This is a genomic window from Candidatus Paceibacterota bacterium (assembly GCA_041666915.1).
Lineage (GTDB): Bacteria > Patescibacteriota > Minisyncoccia > Phycocordibacterales > PALSA-1337 > C7867-002.
Genome location: JBAYFZ010000001.1, coordinates 329,261 through 342,047 on the forward strand (window position 1 = coordinate 329,261; position 12,787 = coordinate 342,047).

Here is a 12,787-nt window from a genome sequence, read left to right on the forward strand (position 1 = left end):
GTGCAATCAAATGCCGATGTCTGGATATTGCGGACCTTCATCCACCAGTTCGTCTTCATATGCAGGTTTCACTTTTCCATATGGAGTGTCGATCAAGCGTTCAGGTCGGGCATCTCGGGGCTTTTCCGTTCCGGCAGGTCGTGCGATATCGCTTTGATACGCTGTCGCATCGCTTATGTCGTCATGATCGGCATCGGGAAAACGCACGAGCTCGTTTTCAAGGTCTTTGCATTCGCCTTGCAGGTGATACACGCTCCTGGTCTCGTAGCGGTACAAGAGTCCGGTGCGAATGCGATCTTGTTTTGATCGACCCTCATGCTTGAGCCACGTCAAAGGTAGGAAAGTTTGCCGCACTCTCTGTTCGTGTCGAAGCATCGGCTCAAGCCCACGAGTGAATGCAGTATCTTCCCATCCCATCTTCAAAGGAGGCGTGCCTGATTGTATAAGAAAATTATAAATGCCGAACATTTTCTCAATGATTCCAGTGGGACCGAGTTTCTCTCTCCAAGCTTTCAGATGCCACTTTCCCTCTCGGTCGATCCAATTGATGCAGAAGCCGACAAAGTCTCCGCCTGCGGTTACTACGCCATCTTCTTTTCTGCTCGGTGTGTCGATCGTGACGTATGCCGCAAGTTTCTTTTCAAGTAGAGCTTCCCATGAGATCGGCATAAACCACTCTCGCTTAAAGAGGGCTTTCATTTCATCTATCGGCTGACAAAGCATTTCCGCTTGGAAGTCCATGTCGCCTTCTTCTGGTGTCCACATAGATCTTCTTTTCGCATCAATGCTTGTTTTGTTTGTAGCTTCCGCTTCGGCATCGGTCATCACCCATCTTTGCGGCCACGATGGTGTATGCAATCCGGACATGAGCGTTCCTTGGCAAATCGGGACGATGCGAACCTTGAGTTCAGGATCATGCTTGGCACGCTCTATCGTACTTTGTACATTTCCGTATTCGCTCAGGATATTTCCAAGATACATAACCCTGCGACGTTTTGAGTCGAGACCTCGCTTGAATTCTTGGATGTGCATGCGTACCTGACTTGTTGCCGCTTCGCTTCTTAGTGTCTTCTTTGTTTCAAAATCATCGAGCAAGACGAAGCCTGGGCGCATCGCTCCATGCACTCGACCTCGCACGCTTTCTTGTGTGCTGTGTGCTTCAACACGGATGCCTGCTTTTATGATCCTTCCGTATTCATCTTTCTTGGGATTGGTGACGAAATCTTTTACGCGCTTTTGAGTTATCTGATCCTTTGAACGCTTCACGTTGTACAGCTCACCAAAATCATTGATGAAGCGACTGTTGGTTTGAAGCTCCCAGACAACGTCAAAAAGGATACGTTCGGAGTTGGTGCTATCAAAAGCATCGACGTTTATGTACGGCTCTATCTCATAGGCGATCATGTAAAGAATAAGCGCCTTAGCAAAACTCGTCTTTGCACTTTCGCCGAACATAAACCATGCGACTTCTCTCACTTTGAAATCAAGGAGGTCATGCACATCCCTCATCATGTCGTAATGGAACGACGCAAACTCGCTCCAGATATAATGCTGGAGATAATAAGTGACAAAGTAGCCGAAGTGCCTACGCAGTGCCTTCGTACGCGCCGCTATGTTGCTCCCCTTGAGGAATTGGATTCCCTGTTGGTTGATCGGAGATGCTACTTCCAGTAGTTGGTCGTTTATCGTTTCCATTTTCTTGTGATGTTGTTTTTGACGGCAGTAATTTTCTGAATCCGAACAATTCTTCTATACGAAGATCGTCTTCATCGGTGACGAGCATTGTGCCGGCAAGTCTCTCGCCCTTGCTTGTTAGATCAATGTGCTGTGGTGGTCTTCCATCGAGATATGCCCATACGAGCTGAATCATTTTCGGATCGCCTTCAATCGCCAGTTTTACAATCTTCTGCGCAAGAGCTTCTTCAAGCGGTAGTGGATTGCCAAACTCATCTTTTGCTTCAAGGGCGAGAAGCCTTTCTCGTACCCTGTGCGTGAGCTGTTTTATTCCTGACGGGCGACCTGTGGGATTTCCTGAAAAGCCTGGCTTGAAGCGACCAGAATCATCCCTTACCTGATCTTTTCCTGATGTATCAGGTGGAACGACATCGGACTTGATGTCCTGCTTCACCTGTTCTTGCCCTGTTACAGGCGGTATCAGGAGCGGTTTATCGTTATTATTTTCTTGATTATTCATGTGTCGTTTTTAGCCAGTTTTCCGGCTGACCGTTTTTAATGATCGATTCGATTCCGGTGTAGTCGACCCATCGCTGAACCACTACATCCACAAACTTCGGATCAAGCTCAATGCCTGCACACGCTCGGCTCGTTTTGTGGCAGGCAATGAGAGTACTTCCGCTTCCAAGAAACGGATCGGCAATCAGGTCATCGACCTTTGAGCTATTGAATAGTGCATAAGTGATGAGTTCCACTGGCTTTTGAGTCGGATGCTTGTATTCGCTCACTCGATCACGCTTCATCGTCCATATCGTGAGCTTTCCCTCTGTCTCGAGCTTACGCTGTCGCTTCGCCCAGTTGAGAATCTTCTGATCGCTGTCATGAAAGTTCAGGACCGTATGATTTCTTCGATCCCCGTAGAAGACAGCTTTCACTCCTTCCTTTGAAACGTAGAAGAACGGCTCATGCTTCCATCGGTAATCTCCCCAGCCCATAGATGCCGTTGGCTTATTCCATATGAGTTGGTTATGGACCGACATTCCCTGCTTCTTCAGAGCTGATTCAAACTGCGCCTGCGTTGAGGTTGAGTGGAAGACGTACCATCCGGCTCCGCCTTTTGCAGACTCGGCTATCCGAGCGAACACGGCTTCGAGGAATGTATCGAATGCCACATCTGCCATATTGTCGTTGAGAATTTTCTGGCTGGTATTCTCGCCACGCCCCGAATAATTGACGTTGTATGGCGGATCAGTAAAAACGCAATCAGCTTTTCTGCCCTGCATTATTTTCTTCCATGATTCTTCCTCGGTTGAGTCTCCGCATGCGATCGTGTGCGGACCGAGCTGATACACGTCGCCTATCTTGCTCTTAGGCTCTACAGGAGTTTCAGGCACGACATCATCTTTCTCATCGTCTTCAACAAGCAGGTCTTTGGTGAAGCCGGTGATTGTTATGTCGAAGCCTGCAATTTGCAGTAACTTTAGGTCAGTGATGACTAGTCCCATGATCCAGTCGCTCTCATTGAGCTTGTTGTCCGCTAATCTGTAGGCAGTCTCTTGTGCTTCAGTGAGAGGAGCTGTCTCGGGACCGCCAAACACATTTTTTCCGATGTCGTCCATGATCCATATCGGCTTCAGCTCGTCTTTGTATTTTTCCCATGTCGCAAATCTTCCGTGACCTACAACGATCACACCTTGCTGATTCACAATTACAGGCTGTCTCCAGCCTACCTCCTTCACGATTGCGGCGAGCTTGGTGAGCTGTTCGACAGGATGCTCTTTGGCATTATTTTTGTATGGTTTTATGTCAGTGATTTGCATATATTTATATTTTTTCCATCCAACTGATCATGCTCGACTCATTGCATGCTCCGCCTTTTCCGTTGTCGTCGATGTATTCGTATGCAGGCTTGCCACTCTTTTGTGCGAGTATTCCGATGACAAGCCTCTCATCGCCTTTTCGATTTCTGCATATTGTGCCGAATGTGTAGGTCATGCGCTGATCAACATTCCTTTTTTCCCAGTGATGCCGGAGGGCTGCGAAGAATTCGCCCTGGACCGTTTCAAGGTATGCAGTGATAGCTTCTTTATGTTCGGATTTGAAAATAGGAAGCAGGCTATGAGCTCCAATGATCCACGCTCCGACAAAGTCGGGACGTGCTGAAAGAAACCGAGCCGACAAGCTCAATGGATTCGGTTCTTGTTTTTTTATTTTATTTTTATCTTTAGTCATGTTTATTAAATTTGTTGATGATTAATCGAATCTGATTCAAGGATCTTTCCGCAAAAGCTACATCTTTTTATCCATCGAATATGCTGACAATTTTTGTGACGTTGTTGCTCTGCTAAGTTGCGAATGTACTCGTACGAACCCTCGACCAACTTTTTCTTTGTTTGTTTTGTATCTCTGTAAGTAATATGGAGATACTTTGTCTTCTTTGCCTTGCTGTAAACCTTTGCAACTTTGTCAGGCAGAACAGTTTTAACTTTTACTTTTCTCACCCATCCTTTCGATCTGACGTGGTAGTGAATCGTACTGTGGTATATCCGATAGAACACCGATATCCATTTAATTTTCCACCCATAATCTTCAAAAGATTTACGGATCTCTTTTAACTTTTGGGGAGATAGTTTGTAGCATCGATGTTTTGCTTTCATAGGAGTTTTTGGACAATCGCTTGGACCGTATTAACGGTCACAGCATTGCCGAGACACTTGTACCTTTGCGTGTCGCTTATTCCCTCAGTCCATCCGTCAGGAAATCCTTGGAGGCGTTCACATTCCGTTGGTGTGAGTCTGCGGATCTTTATCTTCTTGGACCAGACTATCGGTGTCTGACCTCCGCCCATTCCTGCCGCCTGTGTGACTGTCGGAGAAATGCCATCTTTTCGTGGTTTCTGGTGGGCTTGCAGTCCGCCCACTGCGTACAAGCCTGTCTTTGCCCCGAGTCCTCCTGCCTGGCTTGCGATCGTGGTTGAAATTCCTTTCGGATCGTAGACTCGGTTTCCCTGGCTACCGCCTATGATTTGACGTGGCGATCTTTTACCAACATAAGTTCCGTTCGAGTCTGCGGTAACACGTGTCGTGATGGTTGGTAGGACAATATCCTCGCTGTTGTTTTCGGTGAAAGGAAATACTTTCGGTCGGGTCGTGCCTCTAAGATGTCCAACAATGAACACGCGCTCCCGATTCTGAGGGACTCCGAAATTCTTAGAGTTAAGCACCTGCCACTGAACGTCGTACCCCAGTTTAGTAAGCGTGGCGATGATGATCTTGAAAGTACTGCCATTGTCATGAGATAGCAGTCCTTTGACGTTTTCCAGAAGGAATAGTCTTGGCTTTTTACTTCGGAGAATGCGTGCAATGTCAAAAAACAGCGTTCCTCGTGTATCTTTAAAGCCCTTCCTTTTTCCAGCAATTGAGAAAGCTTGGCACGGAAATCCTCCGACCAGTAGATCGAAGTCGGGTAGCTTATTTGGTTTGATTTTTGTGATGTCGTCATAATTTTTATGTTCTGGGAAATGCCTCTGGTAGATTTCGACTGCGTACTTGTCGATTTCCGAGTAACCCGCACAAGTAAGCGGTTCTTGTCGTGAGCTGCTGCGGTGATCGTGTTTGCCAGATCGTCCTCTCTCGGGACCAATGCTTTGAGATTTCTTGTATCCTTTACCACACCCAGTCTTCTCAAGCGCTTGGCTTCTTCTGTTCTTCTTTCCGTTAGCTGTTTCCACATATGCGTTGTGTATTCCGAGCTCGAATCCGCCAATGCCGGAGAATAAGCTTAGATACTTCATCAGGCATTAATGTTGATACTTATTTCTACTCGACCTTTTGAATCTGGCGCATAATCAGACTCGAAACTACCATCTAGAAATTTATCGTTTTTGAATAGAGCGTCAGCGATACCCTTGAAGACATTGTCAGGGTCGGCGTGCAGTCCATTCATCCAGTAAATCTTTATATCCATTCGTGCTTTTTCTGATGCAGTAGTTGTTAGTGGTTGATCGTCTAGGAGAATTTGTTTACCATCGCACATTACAAATTCTGGGTAGTCTTTATAGAAACATCTACGGACATAACTTTTCCATGCGTGGTATTTCTTTGCTCCTGGAAGCCACAAAGCTCTACCAACTACACGAACGTAAGGGACCGGATTACCATAAATATCTTCTGGATTCCCTTTTATAGTGAATTGAATTGTTTTCTTCATTTTTTTAATAGTTATTTTTATTAATGCTCATGTGTCTTGTGATTTCCCCTATGCGTTCCTTGAAGTTATCCACAGGATGCCTAATACTAGGTTTCTCTTTTTTCTCTAGGTTTTGTGTGTTAAATCTTTTAACCAGTTTTGGTAAAGAGCGTTTACCACTTTTGGTTAACTCTCTTAACTGGTTAATTTCGTTTACTACTTTATCCACATCCATATGCAGGTTTAATTTGTAGCGATTTCCTTTGGACCGTTGCTGTACAGAAATAACTCCAACCTTGATAAGATTTTGAAGAGCGGAGTTTACTGAGGGTCTAGATAATCCAGTACCAAAATCTAGGCGTTTACCTTGGCTAGTCTTGATACCATTTTCAAACTGAGAAAAACTTATATTGTCTTCGTCTTTATGGAATCCGAAAGTGCGCCTGCATATGTAAAGTAAACATCGAGCTTCCGCCTCAGAGATTCGAGGAAGAACGAGATCCAAAATAATATTTGGAATCTGCGAACTGTTTGGTATTAAATTTTGTTTTTGGTCGTCCATAGTTTTTTGAAGAGAGAGAAGCATCGATTGCTCGATGTTTCTTCTCTGGTTATTGAGGGCTTAGCCCCCGATCTCAGCCCTCATACCACTGCGATCAGGGCTGAGTCAGTGGCCAAGCTACTTAGTTTTTACTTGCCACTCTTTTCTCCAGCCTTTGCTGTTGATTTCTTTGGCTTCTCGACCTTTGAATCTCTGAGCTCCTTATCAAACTTCTGGTCAGGCGTTAGTTCAGGCGGAAGTTCGTTTTTTGTTTCGGCAATCTTCTTTTGAACAAATTCCTGAACCCTTGCATATCCATCTTCTAGAACATCTGGTCGCATTGCTTCAATCGCTGACCAGCTTCTTGTCTGGAAGGCATACTCAAGTGCATCAGTTTTGTTTTTCTTTTCCTGAGCACCACTACTTGGCCAGACTGATACTAGATATCCCTCTATCTCCTCAAGCCATCGTTTTCTCTCAAGGACCCATTTACGCTTGTCTTCCTCGGTTCGGATCAGCTCTCCGGCATCCCTCTCCGTGGGGCTAAAACGGGCTATTACGGGGTTTTTGATGACTGCCTCGATTGCTGGTGCGAAGTCCTCGTAGGTTGGGTTTTTGAAGACCTTTCCATCAAGGAGATTTCCTCGCCCTTTGAGGACCGTTGCTTGTCGCCAAACCTCACGCTTTTTGCTTTGAATGAGTTCGTGTCGTTCCATAAGTACCAAGACATCGAATTCGTATGCTGCATTCTTTTCCGCTTGCATCTTTACTCCTGTCTTAGTAAATTCTTTGCGACCATCCTCATCTACTTCCTGCTCCATTCGGTCCGACACGCGCCCTGTGGCGATGATGTGGATCGGCGACTGGACCATTGGGATCGAGAAGTTTCTATTCCAGTCGGACTTGATTGCCATCCAGTCCTGGATCTGAAATGTTTGGCGGTTGAGCTTGCGCTTGTACGCCTCTTGGAAATCCATCCAGATGTGAGTGATACTGTCGATTACCATCACATCGGAATAACCTTCCGTGCAGAGCTTCATTGCTGTTACCAAATCAGCTAGTGAATGTGTCTCTCTGACCATTGCAGTAATCCCATGTTCCTCAAAAAGAGGCACAAGAAATTTTGCAGCTTTCTCGGTATCAATGAGCACTACTGGTTTCTTACTTCCGATCTTCTTGTGAAGACCGATTGCTACTAATGCGGCAGACCAACTTTTACCTGTACCTGGCTCTCCTTCAAATGCCGCCTTGAAGTAGGGCTTTGTGTTTCCGATGGCCGTGAAGAAGTTTTCTTCTTTTGTTGCGATCGGAACGTGACTTCGTTCTTGTGTTTGCATAATTTTTGCTTGACTCGACGAAGGGTTTCTTGATACTATGTATCTGTCATAAGGACTCCCTCGTCGGGGGTCTTTTATTTTTTAAATAACTTAGTAATTCTTTTGTCAGCCTCTGCTAACATCGTTTTGTTAATCTGACTCATGATTTCTGTGAACAATCCGTCACGAATAATTCCGTGTGCCATTACGATTGCTTTCTCGTTTTCGGCATCGAGATTGGTCAGCTTTCCCATGATGTCTCCGGTGAATTCCGCTACTTCGTCGAGCATGTGAGCGAGGATTTGTTCATCAACAATTGCTGGTGCTTTATCCTTCACTAACTTCACCGCCTCCCTCGACAAAGTTTTCATTTTTTCTTGTGATGGTGTCATTTAATGATTCTTGGATTCGTTGCTTTCTGAGTTCCTCTTTTTCCTTGAGCTGTATTTGTCTCTCTCGGCTAAAGGGCACATTCTTCTTCAATCGAATCTCTTTAGGTTGATAATCGATATCGACTAGATCACCTATGATCAATCGATATTTTTCTGTGAGCCATTTACCTTCGAGTATTAAGGCTGGTATGCCATATCTTCGATAAGTAACGACTCGAGTGGTTCTTAGTTTTTGTTTCATTGCTAGCATCTGCCATGTACCTTGGCTGATCCCTTTTGGGACAATGATTTTGATTACCTACACTTCTTTCGAATATCGAGGGATTGAGGATAGAGTCCTTTTTCCTTAAACAAGAGATCTACCAAGTGAGCGTCACCTTTTATCCCGACATGCCACTGGTTTACCTCGTGGATCGGACGATATTCTTTGTAGTCGTATATGGTTAGAACCATTGGGCGTTTCTTGTTTGTCGACTTGAAAGCCCATTCAACCCGAGTCTTTTCATCAGAGGACTGCCATTCTCCCTCTTGAGTACGGTCATGAGGCATCCCCAACTTATCCACAAGCTCGGGATACGAGATGTGCAAGTATCCATGAAAGCTTGAGTGGATCGTGTCTCTGTTTGTGGCTGGTTTGAACTTCGATGTAGATTTCATAATCGTTTAATTTTGCTAATAAATTTTCGACCTTTTTAGACGAGTTACTGATATGCAAAAAGCACACAGTTTTTCTGTGCGCTTACGTTCGATTTATTTGTTTTTAGCCTAGTTTTTCCTCACTTTGGCCTTAGAAGATGGTGGTGTTATATCTTAAACTCTATGAGACCTCCATCTTCTAAACTTGACTATCTAGCATATTAATGCTACTATTTCAGGTAGAAAGGAGGTGTGACATGCAACTTACCTACAAACATGGTGCGAAGTTTTGTCTCGTGATGATAGTCCTGCTTGGTATAGCAGCAATCGTCATCATGGCAACACCTTGGGTCAAACTCATTTGGTGAAGCCAGTCAGATCCTAAAACCGTATGGTTCGCCCAGCGGTTTTCGTTTTAGAAAAAGTCTAGATCTTAAACTCCACAACATCCCCGTCCTTGACCACATACTCCTTCCCTTCAGTTCTGAGTAAACCTCTCTCTCTAGCTATAGCGTATGAACCCGCATTGAGTAATGTATCCCATTCAATAACCTCAGCACGAACAAACTTATCTTTGAAATCAGTATGAATAGCCGTACCAGCTAGAGGCGCAGTCCAACCTTTTTTGATTGTCCAAGCCCTACTCTCATCTTCTCCAGTCGTGAAATAGGTTATAAGTCCAAGGATTTTATAACCATTGGTAATGAGTGCGTCTATACCATCCTCCTTCGCTAAGTCTTCTGTGGATGAATTCCCCTTACCAGTCAATGCTTGTCGCATCTCTTTTTTCTCTTTATCATCAAAATCTTTTAATTCATGTTCAATACCAGCGTCAACGATAACAAAACCAGAATCATTATCTTTCAAAAACTTCATCAACCTATTCCACCTCTCATCTTTTAATTCATCCAAATTCTTTGAACCCGCTTTTTTATTTAATACATACAAGAAAGGCTTTGCTGTAATCAAACAAAGTTGTTTCAAAAATGGTTCTTCGTACTCATCAGGTTTGATGGTTGAAGCCAAATTCCCCGCTTCCAGAGCTGGAAGTAATTTCTCAATAAGTCCCATTTCAATAATAGCTTCCTTTTTGCCAGCCTTTACTTCTTTACCAAGAGTATTTTTGCGTTTAGTTACAGTCTGAATATCAGCTAAAACCAATTCCAGATTTATAACTTCAATATCTTTGAGTGGATCAATCTTCCCGTCAACATGAATGACATTATCATCTTCAAAAATCCTGACGACTTGTGCGATGGCGTCCGTCTCACGGATATGCGACAAAAATTGATTGCCTAATCCTTCACCTTCTGAAGCACCTTTGACAAGACCTGCAATATCCACGAATTCAACCGCTGCAGGTACAGTCTTTGCTGACTTAGAGAAAGCTGAGAGTTTCCAAAGACGTTCATCTGGCACTGCCACGACGCCCACCGAAGGATCTATTGTACAGAATGGGTAATTCTCTGCTGGCACACTCTTCTTTGTAAGCGCATTGAAAAGCGTTGATTTGCCAACGTTTGGGAGACCTACGATGCCGATGGATAAGGACATGGGATTTAGTTTACAGTGCAAAGTGCAAAATGCAAAGTTTTATTACGTTGCGTCATTCCCGCGAAGGCGGGAATCCAGGATTATTACGAACAAACAGTTACTTTACTTTGTGGTAACCATGGATTCCCGCCTTCGCGGGAATGACACACACGCAAGAATGACGCGACTTTATATAACCTCCTTCGCTCCTTTCTCATAAACCTTCAACGGTAACTTCCCCCAATTCTCCAAAATAGGCGTTACAAATTCCCATGAAGCCATGATTTCTGCTGTGGAAGCAAAGAGTGTCTGGTCACCAATGAAAGCATCGTGGAGAAGACGTTCGTAATCATTACGAATAACATTGAAACTAGGAACATCAGAATATTTGAATTTCAAAGTCTTGGCTTCAGTAGCAAAATTGTAACCAGGTGTCTTTACGAAGAATTTTATCTTGATACATTCATCAGGTTGAATACGAAAAGTCAGAATATTCTGATCTTCCAGACAAGTCTTCCTTTCACCTTCTGGAGTGATGATGGAACATTTCTTGCCATTTTTGAAATAGACATCAATCTCGGTCTTGGCTTCCTGCAAAGCTTTGCCATTTTCCAAGAAAAAAGGAACTCCCTTCCAACGAGGATTGTTTATAGAAGTAGCGATGCGGAAATATGTCTCTGTAGTTGATGTAGGAGAAACACCTGCCTCATTTTTGTAACCTTCATACTGACCACGCAAGACATTTGTAGAGACCTGTCTTGGTGTCATCTTATTCAAGGCTTTGAGAACAGCTACTCTTTCTTTGCGAATATCGTTGGCCTTGAGCGAACGTGGTTCATCCATAGTGATGAGTGCCAACATCTGAAGCATATGATTTTGACCGACATCTTTGAGAGCACCGATAGGGTCATAGAAAGGACCGCGACCTTCCATGCCCATCTTTTCATAAAGTTTGATGTGAACCTTGTCTATATATTTGTTATTCCACATTGGCAAGAAAATCGGATTGGTAAAACGAAAAGCAATAATATTTTGCAAAGCCTCTTTTGCCAAATAATGATCTATACGAAAGATCTGTTCCTCTTTGAAAAGTTTTCCTAGAAGTTTATCCAATGAACGTGCAGTGGCAATATCATTACCAAAAGGTTTTTCTATGAGAATCCTCGTCCAACCACTTTTATCATCACAAGGTAGAGTTAATTTAGAATTGGCCAAATCTTTCAAAATACCTTCATAGAGGTTTGGTGGAACTGAAAGATGAAAAAGTTTATTGGAACATTGACCCCAGTTGTCATCTATAGATTTCAATTTCTCAGCCAACCTGCTATATGCAACTGCTGAATCAAAAAAACCTTGCTCATACGACATGTGATCCAGAAAGTGTTTGACATCTTCTTCATTGAACTGACCGGGATGAATATTCATCTTACTTCTAATGAGCTCACGGAATTCTTCACGACTGAAAGATCTTCTAGAAAATCCGACAATAGCAAAGCGTGGTGGTAAAAGCTTTTTTACGAATAGGGCCAAAAGAGCTGGTAAAAGTTTTCTAGCTGCAAGGTCACCAGTGATACCAAAAATTACAAAGATAGTTGGATGCAAAGCGAGAGGAGCTATAGTTTTATTGGGTGTTATTTCCATATTGGAATTATAATCGTTAATATCATTTTCAGCTAATCGTGCGAGGTCGTCCGCCAGCTGGTGGAGCGGATCGCTAATTTCTACAATTTCTCACCCCATTCAGTCCATTTTGGATACAAACTACCAGCGACAAAGACACATGGCAATATGATGATTCCACAAAAAATCCAGAGTATGAAAAAAAATGCCCTTGGCAACCATTCCTTGAGGATCTTAAACATTTCCTTCCAAACCTCCCATAAGGCCGAAAATAACTCTGTAACTGTTTCCATAGCACGATATACTAATCTATTTTTGGCAATAGTGCAATCTTGTGGACCATGCCGGACTCGAACCGGCCACCTCACCCATGCCATGGGTGCGCTCTACCAGATGAGCTAATGGCCCAAAATTACTTACCAGAAAATCCTATCATAAATAGTACCCCCTGTGTATAACCAGTTGACATTTGATTTCCTAATCCTGCTATAATTGTAGAGGTATTATCAATTACAAGTAATAACAAATAACATGAAAGCATTACATGGCGTTTCATTTGTGCTCTTAGTAATCGGAGGTTTGAACTGGCTCCTAGTCGGAGTTGGTTCATGGTTCGGCGGTAACTGGAACATTGTTACCCTTATCCTAGGAAGTATCTCTTGGTTGGAAAACCTCGTATACGTTCTAGTCGGTTTGGCAACAATTGTCATCCTTCTTTCTCACAAGAAGTCATGCAAAGAGTGTGACAAGGTTGCTCCAGCTCCACAAATGTAATCTATCGTAATCACGAACAAAAAATCTCGAGTATTCCTCGGGATTTTTTGTTATATAAATTGAACCAATTAAATAAGTTCAAATAATCGTATAAATTTACTTTTTTTCTATTT

At 43.5% G+C, this 12,787-nt stretch carries 14 protein-coding genes and 1 tRNA gene; 1 reads left to right on the plus strand and 14 read right to left on the minus strand.

Going from position 1 to position 12,787, the window contains the following annotated elements; all coding sequences use genetic code 11:
• Positions 1 to 6 precede the first annotated feature (6 nt).
• The 14 genes from WCS89_01850 to WCS89_01915 all read right to left on the minus strand — a co-directional run bounded on the left by WCS89_01850 (position 7) and on the right by WCS89_01915 (position 12,308).
• Complete coding sequence (locus WCS89_01850) at positions 7 to 1,695, minus strand: hypothetical protein (GenBank protein ID MFA6554230.1); 1,689 nt, start codon at positions 1,693 to 1,695, stop codon at positions 7 to 9.
• Positions 1,586 to 2,194, minus strand: coding sequence for a DUF5681 domain-containing protein (locus tag WCS89_01855; GenBank protein ID MFA6554231.1), 609 nt, complete (start codon positions 2,192 to 2,194; stop codon positions 1,586 to 1,588). Before WCS89_01855 ends, WCS89_01850 begins: the two co-directional genes overlap by 110 nt.
• On the minus strand, positions 2,187 to 3,494 hold the full coding sequence (locus WCS89_01860) for a site-specific DNA-methyltransferase (GenBank protein ID MFA6554232.1): 1,308 nt from the start codon (positions 3,492 to 3,494) through the stop codon (positions 2,187 to 2,189). The genes WCS89_01855 and WCS89_01860 overlap by 8 nt, the downstream gene beginning before the upstream one ends.
• A 4-nt stretch (positions 3,495 to 3,498) precedes the next feature.
• Positions 3,499 to 3,906: a hypothetical protein gene (locus WCS89_01865; GenBank protein MFA6554233.1), complete on the minus strand. Its 408-nt coding sequence runs from the start codon at positions 3,904 to 3,906 to the stop codon at positions 3,499 to 3,501.
• A 421-nt stretch (positions 3,907 to 4,327) separates the two neighbouring features.
• The gene (gene dcm, locus WCS89_01870) at positions 4,328 to 5,467 is read right to left on the minus strand and encodes a DNA (cytosine-5-)-methyltransferase (protein MFA6554234.1); all 1,140 of its coding nucleotides are present in this window, start codon (positions 5,465 to 5,467) and stop codon (positions 4,328 to 4,330) included.
• Positions 5,467 to 5,883 carry a hypothetical protein gene (locus WCS89_01875; GenBank protein MFA6554235.1) on the minus strand — a complete coding sequence of 139 codons (417 nt, stop codon included), beginning with the start codon at positions 5,881 to 5,883 and terminating at the stop codon, positions 5,467 to 5,469. The genes dcm and WCS89_01875 overlap by 1 nt, the downstream gene beginning before the upstream one ends.
• A gap of 4 nt (positions 5,884 to 5,887) precedes the next feature.
• A complete protein-coding gene (locus WCS89_01880; GenBank protein ID MFA6554236.1) occupies positions 5,888 to 6,424 on the minus strand; it encodes a replication protein in 537 nt (178 codons plus the stop codon).
• A 128-nt stretch (positions 6,425 to 6,552) separates the two neighbouring features.
• Positions 6,553 to 7,740 carry an AAA family ATPase gene (locus WCS89_01885; protein MFA6554237.1) on the minus strand — a complete coding sequence of 396 codons (1,188 nt, stop codon included), beginning with the start codon at positions 7,738 to 7,740 and terminating at the stop codon, positions 6,553 to 6,555.
• 74 nt (positions 7,741 to 7,814) lie between these two features.
• A complete protein-coding gene (locus tag WCS89_01890; protein MFA6554238.1) occupies positions 7,815 to 8,057 on the minus strand; it encodes a hypothetical protein in 243 nt (80 codons plus the stop codon).
• Positions 8,047 to 8,352, minus strand: coding sequence for a hypothetical protein (locus tag WCS89_01895; protein ID MFA6554239.1), 306 nt, complete (start codon positions 8,350 to 8,352; stop codon positions 8,047 to 8,049). Before WCS89_01895 ends, WCS89_01890 begins: the two co-directional genes overlap by 11 nt.
• Before the next feature lie 53 nt (positions 8,353 to 8,405).
• On the minus strand, positions 8,406 to 8,660 hold the full coding sequence (locus WCS89_01900; GenBank protein MFA6554240.1) for a hypothetical protein: 255 nt from the start codon (positions 8,658 to 8,660) through the stop codon (positions 8,406 to 8,408).
• Between the two features lie 513 nt (positions 8,661 to 9,173).
• Entirely contained in the window at positions 9,174 to 10,301 is a 1,128-nt protein-coding gene (gene ychF, locus WCS89_01905; protein MFA6554241.1) for a redox-regulated ATPase YchF, read from the minus strand.
• 168 nt (positions 10,302 to 10,469) lie between these two features.
• Complete coding sequence (gene zwf, locus WCS89_01910; protein MFA6554242.1) at positions 10,470 to 11,921, minus strand: glucose-6-phosphate dehydrogenase; 1,452 nt, start codon at positions 11,919 to 11,921, stop codon at positions 10,470 to 10,472.
• Positions 11,922 to 12,235: 314 nt separating this feature from the next.
• Positions 12,236 to 12,308 (minus strand) — tRNA-Ala (locus WCS89_01915).
• A 123-nt stretch (positions 12,309 to 12,431) separates the two neighbouring features.
• On the opposite strand from WCS89_01915, the gene WCS89_01920 reads away from it, so the two are divergent.
• The gene (locus tag WCS89_01920) at positions 12,432 to 12,674 is read left to right on the plus strand and encodes a DUF378 domain-containing protein (protein MFA6554243.1); all 243 of its coding nucleotides are present in this window, start codon (positions 12,432 to 12,434) and stop codon (positions 12,672 to 12,674) included.
• Positions 12,675 to 12,787: the final 113 nt, after the last annotated feature.